Raw genomic sequence first — 16,788 nt, 5'->3', positions numbered from 1 at the left:
AGTGAGCAGTCGGCGAGGAGGCCACGGATTTGCTGCAGGAGGACAGGCTTTTCCCGATCGAACCGACGGCCCGCAGCATCGCCCGCAGTCTCTACGAGACCGTCCGGACCCTCCCGATCGTCAGCCCGCACGGCCACACCGATCCGCGCTGGTACGCGGAAAACGCGCCCTTCCCCGATCCGGCCCAGCTCTTCGTCGTTCCCGACCACTATGTCTTCCGCATGCTCTGCTCGCAGGGCATCCCGCTCACCGCGCTCGGCGTGCCGCGTGTCGACGGCGGCCCGACGGAAACCGACGGACGGAAGATCTGGCGACTTTTTGCCGAGAATTTCCACCTCTTCCGCGGCACGCCCAGCCGCCTCTGGGTCGAGCAGTCCTTCGCCGATGTCTTCGGGCTCACAAAGCGTTTCTCGGCGGAAACAGCCGACGAGTTCTATGACCACATTCAGGATTGTCTCGCGCGTCCGGAGTTCCGGCCGCGGGCGTTGTTCGAGCGCTTCGGCATCGAGGTGATCGCGACGACCGAGAGCCCGCTCGACGACCTCGAGTGGCATGAGATGATCCGCCAGTCCGGCTGGTCCGGCCGCGTCGTCACCGCCTACCGGCCCGACCCTGTCGTTGACCCCGAGTTCGAAGGCTTCCGAAGCAATATCGAGCGCTTCGGCGAGCTCGCCGGGACCGACGCCACCACCTGGGAAGGTTATCTCGAGGCGCATCGCATCCGCCGTGCCTTCTTCAAGTCCTATGGCGCCACGAGTTCCGACCACGGCCATCCGACCGCACGTACCGAGGACCTCTCGCAGGCCGAGGCCGCGGCCCTTTTTGAAAAGGCGCTGGCCGGCCGGTGTACGCCGGAAGAAGCCGATGCCTTCCGCGGCCACATGCTGACCGAAATGGCCCGTATGAGCCTCGACGACGGTCTCGTCTTGCAGATCCATCCGGGTTCGTGGCGCAACCATTCGGCCGGCGTCATGGCGACGCACGGCCGCGACAAGGGCTTCGATATCCCCACCCGCACCGATTACGTCCGCGCCTTGAAGCCGCTTCTCGATGCCGTCGGCATGCGTCCGGAGCTCACCGTCATCCTGTTCACGCTCGACGAGACGAGCTATTCTCGCGAACTGGCGCCGCTCGCGGGCGCCTATCCGGCGCTGAAGCTCGGACCGGCCTGGTGGTTCTTCGACAGCGCCGAGGGCATGCGCCGCTTTCGTGAACTGACGACCGAGACCGCGGGCTTTTACAACACGGTCGGCTTCAACGACGACACCCGCGCATTCTGTTCGATCCCCGCCCGCCATGACGTGGCCCGCCGGGTTGACTGCGCCTATCTGGCAACGCTTGTCGCGACCGGTCGCCTCGACGAGGACGAGGCTTTCGAAGTTGCCCACGACCTCGCCTACAAGCTTGCGAAAACCGCTTACCGGCTGTGAGGACAGCTGCAACAAGAGGAGGAGAAGAGAAATGAGCATCCTGAGGAAATTCGGCCTCGCCGTCCTGGCGTCCGCCGCGATCGTCGCCTCGGCCGTGTCGGGACAGGCCGCCGAGCTTATGCTGCGGTCTTCCGACACGCATCCGGACGGCTATCCGACCGTCGAGGCCGTGAAGTACATGGGCAAGCTGCTGGAAGAGCGCACAAAGGGCCGCATCGGTATCGAAGTTTTCCATTCCGCCCAGCTCGGTGAGGAAAAGGACACGATCGAACAGACGCAGTTCGGTGTCATCGACCTCAACCGCGTCTCGCTCGGGCCGTTCAACAACATCATCGAGGAGACGCAGGTCGTCTCGCTGCCCTACATCTTCCGGTCGGTCGACCACATGCACAAGGTGATGGACGGACCGATCGGCGATGAAATTCTTGCGGCCTTCGAAGCCCACGACCTGATCGGCCTCGCCTTCTACGACGGCGGCTCGCGCAGCTTCTACAACTCCGAAAAGCCGATCAAGTCGGTCGACGACCTGAAAGGCATGAAGTTCCGCGTGATGCAGTCCGACATGTTCGTCGACATGGTCGGCGCGCTCGGCGCCAACGCCACGCCGATGCCCTACGGCGAAGTCTACTCGGCCATCCAGACCGGCGTCATCGACGGTGCGGAAAACAACTGGCCGTCCTACGACAGCTCCGGCCATTTCGAGGTCGCCAAGTACTACACGCTCGACGAACACCTGATCGTTCCGGAAATCCTGGTGATGTCGAAGAAGAGCTGGGACAAGCTCTCTCCCGAGGACCAGGCTGTCGTCCGCCAGGCGGCGAAGGACTCCGTTCCGCACATGCGTGAACTCTGGGCCGCCCAGGAGAAGAAGTCGGAGGAGAAGATCCGTGCCGCCGGCGCGGAAGTCGTCGCCGACATCGACAAGACCCCGTTCATCGAAGCGATGAAGCCGGTCTACGAGAAGCATGTCACCTCGGAGAAACTGAAGGACATGGTCGCCCGGATCCAGGCGACGAAATAACCAGAATGGACGGGAAGGCCGGCGGAGGCAGCTCCGGCGGCCTTCCTGCCCTGTAGGGAGGAGACATGGCGTGCAAGACAGTATGAAAGGCCTGGCGCGATTTACCGGCTTGCTCGCGCGCGCCGCATTGTGGATCGCCGGGACCGGTCTGGTGCTGATGACGATCTTCATCGCCGCACAGGTGTTCTGGCGGTATCTTCTGAACGACAGCCTGACCTGGAGCGAACCGGCCTCCGTCATGATCATGGGCTGGTTCATCTTCCTCGGGGCAGCCGTCGGCATCCGCGAAGGATATCACCTTTCGTTCGACATCCTGCTCTATGTCCTGCCGGATCGTGCCAAGGGCTGGCTGCATACGCTTTCCGATGTCGCGGTCGCGGCCTTCGGGGGCGGCATGATCTGGTTCGGCTCCTCGCTCGCCTACAAGACCGCCGGCAACATGGTGCCAAGCCTCGGCATTTCGGGCGCGTTCGATTTCATCCCGATCGTCGGCGGCGGCGTTCTCATCGTCCTTTTCTCGGCTGAACGGGTGCTGCGGCGGATAGCAGGCCTGCCGACCGCGCGCTTCGGCGACGCACCGCTGGAGGAATAATCATGGAACTCTGGGTCCTTTTCGGCACCTTCGTCTTTCTGCTGCTGATCGGCACGCCCGTCGCCTTCTGTCTCGGGATTTCGAGTTTTGCGACCGTCCTCTATCTCGGCCTGCCGCCGGTGGTCGTCTTCCAGCGCCTCAATTCCGGCGTTTCAGTCTTCGCCCTCATGGCGATCCCGTTCTTCATCTATGCCGGCGACCTGATGGTGCGCGGCGACATCGCCCGCCGCCTCGTTGCGCTGGCCGGTGGGCTGGTCGGGCACCTGCGCGGCGGCCTCGGCCAGGTGAACGTGCTGGCCTCGGTGATGTTCGGCGGCGTGTCCGGTTCGGCCGCGGCGGATGCTTCCGCCGTCGGCGGCCTCATGGTGCCGCAAATGAAAGCGCGCGGCTATGACGTCGACTACGCCGTCAACGTGACGGTCGTCGGTTCGATCATCGCCCTGATGATCCCGCCATCCCACAACATGATCATCTACTCGATCTCGGCCGGCGGACGCATCTCGATCGCCGACCTCTTCACCGCCGGTATCATCCCCGGACTGCTGCTCGCGCTGTCGCTGATGATTGCCGCCTGGCTCGTTGCACGACGCCGCGGCTATCCGACGGAGCCGTTCCCCGGCTTTCGCGCGCTGGGTGGCCTGCTCGCCTCGGCGGTGCCCGGCCTCATCCTCGTGGCGATCATCTTCGGCGGCGTCCGTTCCGGCATTTTCACCGCATCGGAATCCTCCAACATTGCCGTGGTCTACGCGCTACTGGTCACGCTTCTCGTCTATCGCACGCTGAGCTGGAACGACTTTCTCGAAGCGACCTTCGCGGCTGTGCGCACCACCGCCATGGTGCTGATGGTCATCGGCTGCGCCGCGTCCTTCGGCTGGTTGCTCGCATACTTGCGGGTTCCGGCATCCATGGTCGCACTGCTGCAGGGCGTTTCCGACAATCCGATCATCATCCTGCTGCTGCTGAACGTCGTGCTGCTGATCCTCGGCACTTTCATGGACATGTCGCCGCTGATCGTCATCACGACGCCGATCTTCCTGCCGGTCGCGACCGCCTTCGGCATCGATCCGGTGCATTTCGGCGTCATCCTCGTCCTCAACCTCGGCATCGGGCTCTGCACGCCGCCCGTGGGCGCGGTGCTCTTCGTCGGCTGCGCGGTCGGCCGAATACCGATCTCACAGGCGATGAAAACGATCTGGCCCTTCTACGGCGCAGCCTTCGCAACACTGATGCTCGTGAGCTACATTCCGGCGCTGTCGCTATGGCTTCCCTCCGTCTTCAGATAGGATTTCCATGTCCTCGAGCCGCATGAGAGTCTTTCCAGAGGTCGACGCCGGCAACGGCGTCGTCCGCCGTGTTCTCGCCGACAGCCCGGACCTGATGGTGGTGGAGTTCCGCTTTCCGGAAGGCGGCGTCGGCGCCCTGCACCACCATCCACATGTCCAGTCGACCTATGTGAAATCCGGGCGCTTTGCCTTCACCATCGGCGAGGAGACCTTCGAAATCGGGCCCGGCGACAGTTTCGTCATCCCCGCGAATGCCGTTCACGGCTGCAAGGCACTGGAGGCCGGTGTCCTGATCGACACGTTCACCCCGCGCCGCGACGATTTTCTATGACCGATATGAACAAGGAGTGAGCCATGCTCAGCGTTGAAATCCGCCACGCCATCGATCCGCAGACCGCCAAGAGCTTCGACACGGCGGCGCTCCGGAAGAATTTCCATGTCGGCGACATCTTCAGGCCGAGCGAAATCAGGCTCATCTACACGCATTACGACCGTATGATCGTCGGCGGCGCAGTCCCCGCCGGCGAAAGCCTCGTTCTCGACGAAGTGAAGCCCTGCGGCACCGCCTCGATCCTCGATCGCCGCGAGATGGTGATCGTCAACATCGGCGGCGAAGGCACAGTGCTGGCCGACGGCGAATATGTGATGGCGAAGGGCGACATGCTCTATCTCGGCATGGGCTCTGGCCCCGTCACCTTTGCTGGCGACGGTCGTTTCTACATCCTCTCAGCGCCCGCCCACCACACCTATCCGTCGCGCCTCATCCGCATCGACGAGGCGGCAAACATGTCGCTCGGCGCCCAGGAGACCTCCAACGAGCGCACGATCTACCAGTTCGTGCATCCAGACGTGATGACCTCCTGCCAGCTCGTCGTTGGCATGACCAAGCTCGCGAAGGGTTCCATCTGGAACACCATGCCGGCGCACGTCCACGACCGCCGCATGGAGGCCTATCTCTATTTCGATCTCGCCGAAAACCAGCGCGTCTTCCACATGATGGGCGAGCCGGACGAAACCCGCCATCTCGTCCTGAAGAACGAGGAAGGCGCGATCTCGCCGCCATGGTCGATCCACAGCGGCGCAGGCACCGGCGCCTATACCTTCATCTGGGCGATGGCCGGCGACAACGTAGACTACAGGGACGTCGAAATGGTCTCGATGGAGACCCTGCGATGAGCGCCCTGTTTTCCCTCGCCGGCAAGCGTGCGCTCGTCACCGGCGCCAATACCGGCATCGGCCAGGCAATCGCGTGCTCGCTCGCCGAAGCGGGCGCCGATGTCGTCTGCGCCGGCCGTTCCGCCGTCACCGAGACGATCGATCTGATCACCAGCGCAGGCGGCAGGGCCGAAGGCCTCGCGCTCGACCTTTCCGACCCGATCGCCGCAGCGACCGCCGTCGAGACCCTTGCGGCTCCGGTCGACATCCTCGTTAACAATGCCGGCATCATCCGCCGCGCCGATGCGGTCGATTTCACCGAGGCCGACTGGGACGAGGTGATGGACGTAAACCTGAAGGCCGTCTTCTTCCTGAGCCAGGCCTTCGCGCGCTCGGTTCTTTCCCGTGGTGCCACCGGGCGGATCATCAACATCGCCTCCATGCTGTCCTTCCAGGGTGGCATCCGCGTTGCCTCTTACACCGCATCGAAAAGCGGCGTGGCCGGGCTCACCAAGCTGCTCGCCAACGAATGGGCGGCGAAGGGGATCAACGTCAACGCCATCGCCCCCGGCTACATCGCGACCAACAACACCGAGGCACTGCGCGCCGATCCCGACCGGAGCAAGGCGATCCTCGACCGCATTCCGGCCGGGCGCTGGGGCGACCCGGAGGACATCGGCGGTGCAGCCGTCTTCCTCGCCTCGCCGGCGGCAAAATACATCCATGGTGCAATCCTCAACGTCGACGGAGGCTGGCTTGCCCGCTGATCTTCCCCGTCTCCACCGGCCCGACGGCAAGCGTCCGCGGCCCGGCATCGTCCATCTCGGCCTCGGCGCCTTCTTCCGCGCCCATGGTGCGGTCTACATCTCCGAGGCCATGGAGAAGTCCGGCGGCGACTGGGGCATCGTCGGCGTCAGCCTGGTGCGGCCCGACCAGCGAGACCTGCTGGCGCCGCAGGACTATGCCTACACTGCGCTCGAACTCGGCCCCGACGGCGAAACACCGCGCGTCATCACCGCCGTCGACCACGTGCTGGTCGCCCGCGAAGACCCGCAGGCGGTGCTCGACGCGATGAGTGCTCCGGCAATCCGCATCGTCACGCTGACGGTCACGGAAAAGGGATACTGCCACGAACCCTCGACGGGCCGGCTCAACCGCCAACACCCCGACATCGTCCACGATCTTGCCCATCCGGATGCGCCGCTGTCGGCGGTCGGCTATCTGGTGCGGGCGCTGGAGCGCCGGCGAAATGCCGGACAGCGTCCCTTCACCGTACTCTGCTGCGACAACCTTCCGGAAAACGGCAAGGTGGTGAAGGGCGTCGTCATCGAGCTTGCGGGTCTCATCGATCCCGCGCTTGCCGACTGGATTTCCGCCGAAGGCGCCTTCCCCTCGACGATGGTGGACCGGATCGTGCCGGCGACCAAGCCGGAGGACATCGAACGGCTGGCGGCGATGACCGGCATCCTCGACCTTTCGCCGGTCATGCACGAGCCCTTCCGCCAGTGGGTGGTGGAAGACCGCTTCGTCGACGGCGCCCGTCCCGATCTCGGCGCTGTTGGCGTGCAGCTGGTCGGCGATGTGACGCCGTTCGAGCACATGAAACTCCGCTGCCTCAACGGCACCCACTCCTCCCTCGCCTATCTCGGCTATCTCGCCGGACACGAGACGATCAGCGACACGGTGGCCGATCCTTCCTTCGCAAGGTTCTGCAAGCGGCTCTGGCGCGAGGAGATCGTGCCCGGCCTCCAGCCACCGGAAGGAGTCGACCTTTCCGCATACACCAACGCGCTCTTCGAGCGCTATTCGAACCCGGCGATCCGCCACCGGACATGGCAGATCGCCATGGACGGTTCGCAAAAACTGCCGCAGCGCATCCTCTCGACCGTCGCCGAGAACCTGAAGGCCGGACGGCCTTTCGCCGGGCTGGCGCTCGCGGTCGCCGCCTGGATGCGCTATGTCGGCGGCGTCGACGAGAAGGGAGACCCGATCGACGTGCGCGACCCGCTCGCCGCACGACTGAAGAGCCTCAGCGACGGCGCCGCGGACGCGGACGGCAAGGTCGCGGCACTCCTCGGCGTCGCAGAGATCTTCCCTCCGGCGCTTGCCCGAAACGAGGATTTTCACGCGACGCTTGCCAAGGCATATGCAGGTTTGCTTGAAAAGGGAGCCGCACGCATGGTGGAGGAGGTCGGCGCATGATCGAGAGCTGGCGCTGGTACGGACCGTTTGACGCGATCACGCTGCCGGAAATCGCCCAGACGGGCGCGACCGGCATCGTCACCGCCCTTTACGAGGTCCCCTACGGCGAGGTCTGGCCGGAAGAGATGATCCGCGCCCGTCAGGACGAGATCAGCGCGGACCGCGACTTCGGCCTCTACTGGAACGTCGTGGAGAGCCTGCCGGTTCACGAGGATATCAAACGCGGCGACGGAGACCTCGAACGGCTCTTTGCCAACTACCGGCAATCGTTGCGCAACCTCGCCGCCTGCGGCATCTCGACCGTCTGCTACAATTTCATGCCGCTTCTCGACTGGACGCGCACGCAGCTCGACGCGCCGGCGCCACGCGGCGGAACCGCCCTGCGCTTCTCGCAGCCGCATATGGCCGCCTTCGAGATCTTCATGCTCGAACGCGAAGGCGCGGAAGCCGATTACAGCGAGGAGGTCCGCGCGACCGCAAGAGAATGGTACGAAGCATCGAGCGAGGGGCTGCGCCAGAATCTCCTGAACTCCATCATGGCCGGGCTGCCGGGTGCCTTCGACCGCTATGACGTCGAGGGTCTCAGGGAAAAACTGAAGCAGTATGTCGGCATCGGCCGCGACGAATTGAGGGCCAACTACGCCCGCTTCCTCGCCGAGGTGGTGCCCGCGGCGGAGGAGTTCGGCATTCGCCTCTGCGTCCACCCGGACGATCCGCCGCGCAACATCCTCGGCCTGCCGCGCATCGTCTCGACGGGCGACGACATCGAATGGATCCTCGCCAGTCAGGACAGCCCCTCGAACGGGCTCACCCTCTGTTCGGGTTCGCTCGGCGCAAATCCCGCCAACGACGTACCGGCCATCGCCCGCCGCTTCGCGCCGCGCATCCATTTCGCGCATCTGCGCAACGTCGCCAAGGAACCGGATGGCTCGTTCCAGGAAGCCGCCCATCTCGGCGGCGATACCGACATGGTCGCGCTCATCGCCGCGCTGGTCGCCGAAGAACGGCGCCGGCGGCAGGAGGGCCGCGCCGATGTCTCCATCCCCTACCGCCCCGACCATGGCCACGAATTGCTGGACGATGTCGGTCGCGGCACCCATCCCGGCTATCCGCTGATCGGCCGGATGCGCGGACTTGCAGAACTTCGGGGCATCGTAAAAGCCCTCCAGCATGAGAGTGTTTCCTATGACTGAATCGACCGGCACCCTTCTCCTGCACGTTGACGACAACGTTGCGATCCTCACCGACCCGGCAGCGGCAGGCAGCCGGCCGCTCGGCTTCGGCGAGCCGCTGAAAACGCCGGTCGCCCGCGGCCACAAGATCGCGCGCGTGGCGATCCCGGAAGGCCAGCATATCTACAAGTTCGGCCAGATCATCGGCTTCGCCAGCCAGCCGATCGCCGCCGGCGAGCACGTCCACACCCACAACTGTGCCTTTGGCGAGCACGACCGCGACTACCGCATCGGCGCCGATCTGGAAAAGGCGAAGGCGGCAATCCCCGTCATCGATCCTGCGCACTTCATGGGTTACCGGCGCGCCAATGGCCAGGCCGGCACCCGCAACTTCATCGCGATCTGCGCGACGGTGAACTGTTCCGCCACCGTGATCCGGCGGGCCGCCGACGAGGTGAATCGCTCAGGCATCCTCGACCGCTACCCGAACGTCGACGGCGTCGCCGCCTTCGCCCATGGCACGGGCTGCGCGATCTCGGTCACCGGCCCAGGCTTCGACAATCTCCAGCGCGTGCTCTGGGGCTATGCGACCCACCCGAACGTCGCGGCCGCCGTCTTCGTCGGGCTCGGCTGCGAGACGATGCAGATCGCCCGCATGCGCGCGCTTTACGGCGATCACGACGACAGCCGCTTCTTCTCGCTGACGATCCAGGAAACCGGCGGCACGGCCCAGACCATCCGCCGCATCGTCGATCACATCCACGAGATCCTGCCGATCGTCAACGAAACGAAGCGTGAGCCGATCCCGGCTTCCGAACTGAAGCTCGCCCTGCAATGCGGCGGCTCCGACGGCTTCTCCGGCATCACCGCCAATCCGGCGCTCGGCGTCGCGAGCGACCTGCTGGTCGGCCTCGGCGGCACGGTCGTGCTTTCCGAAACACCGGAAATCTATGGTGCCGAGCAACTCCTGCTGCGCCGCGCCGCCTCGAAAGAGGTGGCCGACAAGCTCATCGAGCGGATCACCTGGTGGGAGAACTACTGCCGGATCAACGACGGCTCGATGGACAACAATCCGAGCCCGGGCAACAAGCTCGGGGGCCTGACGACCATCCTCGAAAAATCGCTCGGTGCGGCCGCCAAGGCCGGCAGCACTCCGATGACGGACGTCCTCCTCTACGGCGAGAAGATCACCGGCCCCGGCTTCGTCTTCATGGACACGCCCGGCTACGACCCGGTTTCGGCGACGGGACAGATCGCCGGCGGCGCCCAACTCGTCTGCTTCACCACCGGGCGCGGCTCGGCCTTCGGCTCGAAGCCCGCACCGACCATCAAGCTCTCGACGAGCAGCCGTCTCTACAACGAAATGCACGACGACATGGACATCAACTGCGGCGACATCATCACAGAGCGCGTCTCTCTCGAAGCCAAGGGCCGCGAGATCCTCGACCACGTGCTGGCGACCGCGTCCGGCCGCAAGACCAAGTCCGAAGAACTCGGACTCGGCGACAACGAGTTCGTACCCTGGCAGGTCGGCGCGATCATGTGAAAATGCGACGATCGCCCAACCCCTGAAAAGCAAAACCGGAGCAGGTCGCCCTGCTCCGGTTCTTTTTTGGGTCGCCGCTGACGATCAGCGGATCATCGGCAGCAGGCCGTCGATCGACTTCTTGGCGTCGCCGTAGAACATCCGCGTATTCTCCTTGTAGAAGAGCGGGTTCTCGATGCCCGAATAGCCGGTACCCTGGCCGCGCTTCGAGACGAAGACCTGCTTCGCCTTCCAGACTTCCAGCACCGGCATGCCGGCGATCGGCGAGTTCGGGTCCTCCTGTGCTGCCGGATTGACGATGTCGTTCGAGCCGATGACGATCGCGACGTCCGTGTTCGGGAAGTCCTCGTTGATCTCGTCCATCTCGAGCACGATGTCGTACGGCACCTTCGCTTCCGCGAGCAGCACGTTCATGTGGCCCGGAAGACGGCCTGCCACCGGATGGATGGCGAAGCGCACTTCCTTCCCGGCCGCGCGCAGCTTGCGGGTGAGTTCGGAGACAGACTGCTGCGCCTGCGCCACCGCCATGCCGTAGCCCGGCACGATGATGACCGAATCCGCGTCGTTGAGCGCATTCGCGACGCCTTCGGCGTCGATGGCAATCTGCTCCCCGGTCACTTCCATTTGCGGCCCGGTCGTGGTGCCGAAGCCCCCGAGGATGACCGAGATGAAGGAGCGGTTCATCGCCTTGCACATGATGTAGGAGAGGATCGCACCCGACGAACCGACCAGTGCGCCGACGACGATCAGCAGGTCGTTCGACAGCGAGAAGCCGATCGCGGCGGCCGCCCAGCCCGAATAGCTGTTCAGCATCGACACGACCACCGGCATGTCGGCGCCGCCGATGCCCATGATCAGGTGATAGCCGATAAAGAAGGCGAGCAGCGTCATCAGGACAATCGTCCAGGCGCCCGAGCCACCGACATACATGAACAGCAGGGCGAGCGAGATCAGCGCCGCACCGGCATTCAGGACGTGACCGCCGGGCAGCTTCTTCGCCTTGCCGTCGACGCGGCCGGCGAGCTTGCCGAACGCGACCACGGACCCGGTGAAGGTGACCGCCCCGATGAACACGCCGAGGAAAACCTCGACCTTGAGGATGACCTGCTCGACCGCCGTCTTGTGCGCGAGCACCGCCGCAAAGCCTTCGAGCGAAGCCCGGCTCGCCTCGTCCATCGCAAGCACGCGACCGAGTTCGATATGGGCGTTGAAGCCGATGAAGACCGCCGCGAGACCGACCAGCGAATGCATGGCCGCGACGAGCTGCGGCATCTCGGTCATCTGGACACGCTTGGCGACCACCCAGCCGATCGCGCCGCCGGCGCCGATCATGATGGCCGAAAGGAGCCAGTTGCCCTTGCCGGGTCCATAAAGCGTCGCCGCCACGGCGAGCCCCATGCCGACGATGCCGTACCAGACCGCGCGCTTGGCGCTCTCCTGGCCCGAAAGCCCGCCGAGCGACTGGATGAAGAGAACAGCCGCGACCACGTAGGCGGCAGTGGTAAATCCGTATTCCATCGTGCCTCTCCCGCCTTACGACTTCTGGAACATGGCGAGCATGCGCCGGGTGACCATGAAGCCACCGAAGATGTTGATCCCGGCCATGAACACGGAGAGCGCACCGAGCACGATCACGAGGAAATTGCCGGAGCCGATTTGCATCAGCGCGCCGAGGATGATGATCGACGAGATCGCGTTGGTGACCGCCATCAGCGGGGTATGCAGCGAGTGCGAGACGTTCCAGATGACCTGGAAGCCAACGAAGCACGAGAGAACGAAGACGATGAAGTGGCTCATGAAGCTCGCCGGCGCGTAAAGGCCGGCAAGCAGAATCAGCGCGCCGCCGCCGGCGAGCATTGCCACCTGGTTGCGGGTCTGCGCCTTGAAGGCGGCGACCTCCTGCGCGCGCCTCTCCTCGGGCGTCAGTTCCTTGGGCTTTTCCTTCGGCTTCTGCGCCGCGATCGCCTGGATCTTCGGCGGCGGCGGCGGATAGGTGATCTCGCCCTCATACGTCACCGTCGCCCCACGGATGACGTCGTCTTCCATGTTGTGGAAGAGCTTGCCGTCCTTGCCGGGCGTCAGGTCCGTCATCATGTGACGGACATTGGTCGAGTAGAGCGTCGATGCCTGGGCCGCCATGCGGCTCGGGAAATCCGTGTAGCCGATGACGATCACGCCGTTGTCAGACACGATGCGCTGGTCGGCGACCGTCAGGTCACAGTTGCCGCCGCGCTCGGCGGCGAGGTCGACGACCACCGAACCCGGCTTCATCGCCGCCACCATGTCGGCAAGCCAGAGCTTCGGCGCGTCACGGCCGGGGATCAGCGCCGTCGTGATGACGATGTCGATCTCAGGGGCGATCTCGCGGAACTTCTTGAGTTGGGCTTCGCGGAACTCCGGCGACGACGGGGCGGCATAGCCGCCGGTCGCCGCACCATCCTGCTGCTGGTCGGTGAAGTCCAGGAAGACGAACTCGGCGCCCATCGATTCGATCTGCTCGGCCACTTCCGGACGAACGTCGAAGGCGTAGGTGATGGCACCGAGCGAGACACTGGTGCCGACGGCGGCGAGACCGGCGACACCCGCGCCGATGACCAGCACCTTGGCGGGCGGGATCTTGCCGGCAGCCGTCACCTGGCCGGTGAAGAACCGACCGAAATTGTTGCCGGCCTCGATCACCGCGCGGTAGCCCGCGATGTTGGCCATCGAGGAGAGCGCATCCATCTTCTGCGCGCGGCTGATGCGCGGCACCATGTCCATGGCGATGACGTTGGCGCCCTTGTCCTTGCAGAGCTCGAGCAGCGTCTTGTTCTGTGCCGGATAGAAGAAGGAGATCAGCGTCTTGCCGGCGCCGAGACGCTCGGCCTCTGCGGTTTCCGGCGGGCGCACCTTGGCAATCACGTCCGCGGCCGCATAGAGCGCCTCGGCGTTGTCGACCACGTCGACGCCGGCGGCACGATATGCGTCGTCGGAGAAGCCGGCAGCCTTGCCGGCGCCGCTTTCGATGATGCAGTCATAACCCAGTTTGCGGAGTTGCGTCGCGCTGTCCGGCGTCATCGCCACGCGCGCTTCCCCCTCGAACACTTCCCTTGGCGAACCTATCTTCAAGCCAGTCTCCCCTTCGCGTCCCAGAAATCCCGTCCTGATTTCGTGATGAGACACGATCAGAACCGGACCGTTCTGTCCAGATGATTGCAGCCATTTTCCAACCCTGCCGGCACATCGTCCTGCAGCAATGCATCGATCTTCGGCCATAGCGAAGAAATGGCCTGCCCGAAAGGCCGTTCAGCGACCAATCCGTCCACCGAATGCGAAATTTGCGCCTGTTCTTGCGTGGGAACAAATTCGCCGACCGACCATTTATCCGGCAATCGAGGAAGGAGGCCCATCGTGCTGAAATGGATTTTGATATTCCTGCTGATTGCCGCCGTCGCGAGCCTTCTCGGGTTCCGCGGTGTGGCCGGTGCATCCGCGACCGTCGCACGGATCCTGATCTTCATCGTTCTGGTGGTCCTGATCATCGCCTTCTTCACCGGCATCGTCATCGTCGCCTGACGAGCCGACGAGCGGCCACCCGAAGACATCCCCGAAGTCCACGGGCTTCGGGGCTTTCGGCCTTGTGCACATAGTCGCCCGGCCTCGGAGGTTTGCCGCGCCAAGCCGTCGGGAACGTTTGGCCGTGTAAGACAAGTTTCAGCCGGATGCCGAAAACGAGAATCGCCGCGGCGCACGATGGCACGCCGCGGCGATTCCCCGTTCCATAAATGCTCTAGCTTGCGAAGGCCCGTTTGATCACGGCGGCGTCGTTGGCATCCGGCCCGTAGTCGGCCTCGCCCGTCACGCCGAGGATCTCCTGCAGCTTGTTGCGGGCGCGGTTGATACGGCTCTTGATCGTGCCGACGGCACAGCCGCAGATTTCGGCCGCCTCTTCATAGGCGAAGCCGGAGGCGCCGACGAGAATGATCGCCTCGCGCTGGTCGGGCGGTAGTTGTTCGAGCGCCTTGCGGAAGTCCTGGAGATCGAGCGAACCATACTGTTGCGGGTGCGTGGCGAGCTGCGAGGTGAAGACGCCGTCGGTATCGGCCACCTCGCGTCCACGCTTGCGCATCTGCGAATAGAATTCGTTGCGCAGAATGGTGAAGAGCCAGGCCTTCATATTCGTACCCGGCTCGAAGTGGTCCTGCTTTGCCCAGGCCTTGACGATTGTGTCCTGCACGAGATCGTCGGCCAGGTGGTGACGCCCCGTCAACGAGACGGCAAACGCCCTCAGGTTCGGGAGTGCGGCCAGCATGTCCCGTTTGAAACCCGTCTCTTCTGCGGATCTTTCCCGGTCCATCACGCATTGTCTCCCGTGACGCGCTGCCCCGCAGCGTTCTTTTCCGCAGCATCGAGCCTTTCAAGAAGCTCGAGGAACTTGTCCGGTATACCCTCATCCTGCACGGATTGATAGAACTGGCGCAGTCTCGAGATGATCCCCTGGTATGGGGGTGCTGCCGGCTCGCCACCGGCGCCATTGTAGGCTCTGTCGGTAAATCTCGTCATTCCGTTCCCACGTGGTTGTGGAGGTGTTGCGAGGAAACGGCCGAAACTCGCCAAGGTTCCGGCCGCGCCGGGTCTTTTTGGCGTTGCGGAACAATTGACAGGACGGGACGTTCTTGCCTGGTGCATACAAGGAGAAAAGCCATGCTTTACTACGCTCTTCTTTTCCTCGTCGTTGCATTGATCGCCGGCGTACTCGGTTTCGGCGGCATTGCCGGCGCGTCGGCCGGTATCGCGAAGATCCTCTTCTTTGTCTTTATCGTGCTGTTCCTCATCTCGCTCGTCAGTCGCTTCTTCCGCAGCGCCTGACATGCGTGTGCATCTCTGAAAGCCGGCGGCGGCCTCGACGGCTGCCGCCGGCGATTGCTGCCGACGAGGCATTTCATCGATGACGAGCCCGAACGGGGACATCACGGCTCGACCAATTCCGTCTGCTCAGTAGCGTTCGTAGGGGATCGGCACAGACTGGGCGGCGACCACCGCGAGTACCGGAACATCCAGCTTCGGCGCCGCATCGTCCAGCAGCGCGGCGAGACGTTGTGGCTCTATCCGCTGGCGGATCGGAGCGCGGCCGGCCAGAAGGTCCGCCTGGACCGGAATGCAGTCGGCGTAGATGACCGGTGTGAGGCGGCGCGCCTTCTTCAACTCTTTCGGAAGTGCGGCCATGCAGCTCGCACGACTACCGAAGGAGGCGACCGCGACCGGCTCCTTCATGCAATGTCCTTCGTCGGGGTGACAGGCGACAAGAACCAAAAGCGCGGCAAGTGTGCTCATTCCCGCCTCCATTGAGCACAGGAAACGCGGACCACGTTGGAAAGTTCCACCGCAATGCACAAATATCAGGGCAGTTCTAGGCCTCGGCATCAAGCGGGAATGTGAGCTCGTAATAGACCGACCCCGGCCGCACCTCATGCACCGCGCTACCGTTCACCGAGGCCGGCACCACCCTTTCGAGGACCGTGCTGCCGAAACGCGCGGAACGGGCGGGAGCCTCGCCGTCAGTCGGCCCGAGCGGCTCGGTCCAGGTAATGCGCACGGCGTCCTTGCCCTCCTCGCGGACACGCTCGCAATTGACTTCGATCCGCTGACGCCTCGCCACAAAATCACCATGGCTGACGGCATTGACCGTGAGTTCGTGCAGGGCAAGGCCGACATGCAGCGACGCGTTCGGCGTCAGGAGAACGTTTTCGCCGGTCACCTGAATGAGGTCGGCGGCTCCGTCCTGCACGTATTTCTCGATCTGCTGTCGGAGCAGGTCGCGGAAATAGGCGCCGCTCCAGCTCGAATCCGTGATGAGGTCCTGCGACTGCGAGAGGGCGTGCAGGCGGCCACGGAACTTGCCGAGAAAGGCGTTGAGAGAGCCGGAATAGCGGGCCGTCTGGGAGGCGATGCTCTGGATGATGGCAAGCAGGTTCTTCGACCGGTGGCTCACTTCGCGCAGCAGCGCGCGCAGGAGCCGCTCCCGCCGGCGATCCTCCGTCCGGTCGATGACGACCGTCATCAGGTTGTTCTGGCCGTTCGCCATGGTGATCATACGGCAACGGAATTCAAAGAAGGTGTCGTCGCCAGCGTCGATCTCCATCTCCGCATGGTCTCCTGGCTGCCGGAGCCGCGCCTTCATGTCTTCAAGCCGGCGGCCGATGTCCTCGCCGAACAGACCGCGGTCTGTCGGCGGCTCGCTCCCCGTCAGCCGGAAGCGCATCGGCAAGGTGGTTATGCAAGAATACTTGCCCTCGGCATCCTGCAAAATCAGCGTCGCGCCGATATCCATCAGGCCGGTGATGAAGAATTCGCGCAGGTACTCGTCACCGCGCTGGGGCTCGTACCAAGTCAGTCTGTGAACCACCG

General features: G+C 64.2%; 18 protein-coding genes. 12 read left to right on the top strand and 6 right to left on the bottom strand.

The genetic code is table 11. The features are described from left to right. Window positions 1–29 precede the first annotated feature (29 nt). From uxaC to EUU22_RS22740, 10 genes are all read left to right on the top strand, one after another. Window positions 30–1,430, top strand: a complete 1,401-nt coding sequence (gene uxaC / locus EUU22_RS22785; RefSeq protein WP_129334254.1) for a glucuronate isomerase — start codon at window positions 30–32, stop codon at window positions 1,428–1,430. Between the two features lie 31 nt (window positions 1,431–1,461). Beyond that, window positions 1,462–2,451, top strand: a complete 990-nt coding sequence (locus tag EUU22_RS22780; RefSeq protein ID WP_129334253.1) for a TRAP transporter substrate-binding protein — start codon at window positions 1,462–1,464, stop codon at window positions 2,449–2,451. Window positions 2,452–2,521: 70 nt separating this feature from the next. Then, on the top strand, window positions 2,522–3,043 hold the full coding sequence (locus tag EUU22_RS22775) for a TRAP transporter small permease (RefSeq protein WP_165351275.1): 522 nt from the start codon (window positions 2,522–2,524) through the stop codon (window positions 3,041–3,043). A gap of 2 nt (window positions 3,044–3,045) precedes the next feature. Further along, complete coding sequence (locus EUU22_RS22770; RefSeq protein ID WP_129334252.1) at window positions 3,046–4,326, top strand: TRAP transporter large permease; 1,281 nt, start codon at window positions 3,046–3,048, stop codon at window positions 4,324–4,326. 7 nt (window positions 4,327–4,333) lie between these two features. Beyond that, entirely contained in the window at window positions 4,334–4,657 is a 324-nt protein-coding gene (locus EUU22_RS22765) for a cupin domain-containing protein (protein ID WP_245485257.1), read from the top strand. Window positions 4,658–4,680: 23 nt separating this feature from the next. After that, the gene (kduI, locus tag EUU22_RS22760; protein WP_129334250.1) at window positions 4,681–5,502 is read left to right on the top strand and encodes a 5-dehydro-4-deoxy-D-glucuronate isomerase; all 822 of its coding nucleotides are present in this window, start codon (window positions 4,681–4,683) and stop codon (window positions 5,500–5,502) included. Continuing rightward, a complete protein-coding gene (gene kduD / locus EUU22_RS22755; protein ID WP_129334249.1) occupies window positions 5,499–6,248 on the top strand; it encodes a 2-dehydro-3-deoxy-D-gluconate 5-dehydrogenase KduD in 750 nt (249 codons plus the stop codon). The genes kduI and kduD overlap by 4 nt, the downstream gene beginning before the upstream one ends. After that, the gene (locus EUU22_RS22750) at window positions 6,205–7,683 is read left to right on the top strand and encodes a mannitol dehydrogenase family protein (protein WP_129334248.1); all 1,479 of its coding nucleotides are present in this window, start codon (window positions 6,205–6,207) and stop codon (window positions 7,681–7,683) included. Before kduD ends, EUU22_RS22750 begins: the two co-directional genes overlap by 44 nt. Further along, the gene (uxuA, locus tag EUU22_RS22745) at window positions 7,680–8,876 is read left to right on the top strand and encodes a mannonate dehydratase (protein ID WP_129334247.1); all 1,197 of its coding nucleotides are present in this window, start codon (window positions 7,680–7,682) and stop codon (window positions 8,874–8,876) included. Before EUU22_RS22750 ends, uxuA begins: the two co-directional genes overlap by 4 nt. Further along, a complete protein-coding gene (locus EUU22_RS22740) occupies window positions 8,869–10,401 on the top strand; it encodes a UxaA family hydrolase (protein ID WP_129334246.1) in 1,533 nt (510 codons plus the stop codon). Before uxuA ends, EUU22_RS22740 begins: the two co-directional genes overlap by 8 nt. Window positions 10,402–10,485: 84 nt before the next feature. On the opposite strand, the gene EUU22_RS22735 is transcribed toward EUU22_RS22740, so the two are convergent. Then, window positions 10,486–11,919, bottom strand: a complete 1,434-nt coding sequence (locus tag EUU22_RS22735; RefSeq protein WP_129334245.1) for an NAD(P)(+) transhydrogenase (Re/Si-specific) subunit beta — start codon at window positions 11,917–11,919, stop codon at window positions 10,486–10,488. A 15-nt stretch (window positions 11,920–11,934) separates the two neighbouring features. After that, entirely contained in the window at window positions 11,935–13,509 is a 1,575-nt protein-coding gene (locus EUU22_RS22730; RefSeq protein ID WP_129334244.1) for a Re/Si-specific NAD(P)(+) transhydrogenase subunit alpha, read from the bottom strand. A gap of 282 nt (window positions 13,510–13,791) precedes the next feature. On the opposite strand from EUU22_RS22730, the gene EUU22_RS22720 reads away from it, so the two are divergent. Next, window positions 13,792–13,956 carry a DUF1328 domain-containing protein gene (locus tag EUU22_RS22720; protein ID WP_112691139.1) on the top strand — a complete coding sequence of 55 codons (165 nt, stop codon included), beginning with the start codon at window positions 13,792–13,794 and terminating at the stop codon, window positions 13,954–13,956. Between the two features lie 214 nt (window positions 13,957–14,170). Here the strand turns inward: EUU22_RS22720 and EUU22_RS22715 are convergent, their stop codons facing one another. Together EUU22_RS22715 and EUU22_RS22710 are read right to left on the bottom strand one after the other, a co-directional pair. Then, window positions 14,171–14,737 carry an RNA polymerase sigma factor gene (locus EUU22_RS22715; protein WP_129334242.1) on the bottom strand — a complete coding sequence of 189 codons (567 nt, stop codon included), beginning with the start codon at window positions 14,735–14,737 and terminating at the stop codon, window positions 14,171–14,173. Then, a complete protein-coding gene (locus tag EUU22_RS22710; RefSeq protein WP_129334241.1) occupies window positions 14,737–14,943 on the bottom strand; it encodes a NepR family anti-sigma factor in 207 nt (68 codons plus the stop codon). Before EUU22_RS22710 ends, EUU22_RS22715 begins: the two co-directional genes overlap by 1 nt. A gap of 141 nt (window positions 14,944–15,084) precedes the next feature. Between EUU22_RS22710 and EUU22_RS22705 the strand changes: the two genes are divergently transcribed. After that, a complete protein-coding gene (locus EUU22_RS22705) occupies window positions 15,085–15,249 on the top strand; it encodes a DUF1328 domain-containing protein (protein WP_112691142.1) in 165 nt (54 codons plus the stop codon). Window positions 15,250–15,375: 126 nt separating this feature from the next. On the opposite strand, the gene EUU22_RS22700 is transcribed toward EUU22_RS22705, so the two are convergent. Beyond that, entirely contained in the window at window positions 15,376–15,714 is a 339-nt protein-coding gene (locus EUU22_RS22700; protein WP_129334240.1) for a hypothetical protein, read from the bottom strand. Between the two features lie 76 nt (window positions 15,715–15,790). Next, window positions 15,791–16,786: a sensor histidine kinase gene (locus tag EUU22_RS22695; protein WP_129334239.1), complete on the bottom strand. Its 996-nt coding sequence runs from the start codon at window positions 16,784–16,786 to the stop codon at window positions 15,791–15,793. Between the last annotated feature and the right edge of the window lie 2 nt (window positions 16,787–16,788).

The organism is Ciceribacter ferrooxidans (assembly GCF_004137355.1).
Lineage (GTDB): Bacteria > Pseudomonadota > Alphaproteobacteria > Rhizobiales > Rhizobiaceae > Allorhizobium > Allorhizobium ferrooxidans.
Note: the sequence above shows the minus strand (reverse complement) of the source record. Positions and strands in the feature narration are given on the sequence as shown.

Coding starts and splice junctions, on each gene's coding strand:
- EUU22_RS22735 (WP_129334245.1), bottom strand. CDS start 11,919: ATGGAATACGGATTTACCACTGCCGCCTACGTGGTCGCGGCTGTTCTC.
- EUU22_RS22765 (WP_245485257.1), top strand. CDS start 4,334: ATGTCCTCGAGCCGCATGAGAGTCTTTCCAGAGGTCGACGCCGGCAAC.
- EUU22_RS22715 (WP_129334242.1), bottom strand. CDS start 14,737: ATGGACCGGGAAAGATCCGCAGAAGAGACGGGTTTCAAACGGGACATG.
- EUU22_RS22700 (WP_129334240.1), bottom strand. CDS start 15,714: ATGAGCACACTTGCCGCGCTTTTGGTTCTTGTCGCCTGTCACCCCGAC.
- EUU22_RS22750 (WP_129334248.1), top strand. CDS start 6,205: ATGGTGCAATCCTCAACGTCGACGGAGGCTGGCTTGCCCGCTGATCTT.
- EUU22_RS22780 (WP_129334253.1), top strand. CDS start 1,462: ATGAGCATCCTGAGGAAATTCGGCCTCGCCGTCCTGGCGTCCGCCGCG.
- kduI (WP_129334250.1), top strand. CDS start 4,681: ATGCTCAGCGTTGAAATCCGCCACGCCATCGATCCGCAGACCGCCAAG.
- EUU22_RS22770 (WP_129334252.1), top strand. CDS start 3,046: ATGGAACTCTGGGTCCTTTTCGGCACCTTCGTCTTTCTGCTGCTGATC.
- EUU22_RS22710 (WP_129334241.1), bottom strand. CDS start 14,943: ATGACGAGATTTACCGACAGAGCCTACAATGGCGCCGGTGGCGAGCCG.
- EUU22_RS22740 (WP_129334246.1), top strand. CDS start 8,869: ATGACTGAATCGACCGGCACCCTTCTCCTGCACGTTGACGACAACGTT.
- kduD (WP_129334249.1), top strand. CDS start 5,499: ATGAGCGCCCTGTTTTCCCTCGCCGGCAAGCGTGCGCTCGTCACCGGC.
- EUU22_RS22705 (WP_112691142.1), top strand. CDS start 15,085: ATGCTTTACTACGCTCTTCTTTTCCTCGTCGTTGCATTGATCGCCGGC.
- uxuA (WP_129334247.1), top strand. CDS start 7,680: ATGATCGAGAGCTGGCGCTGGTACGGACCGTTTGACGCGATCACGCTG.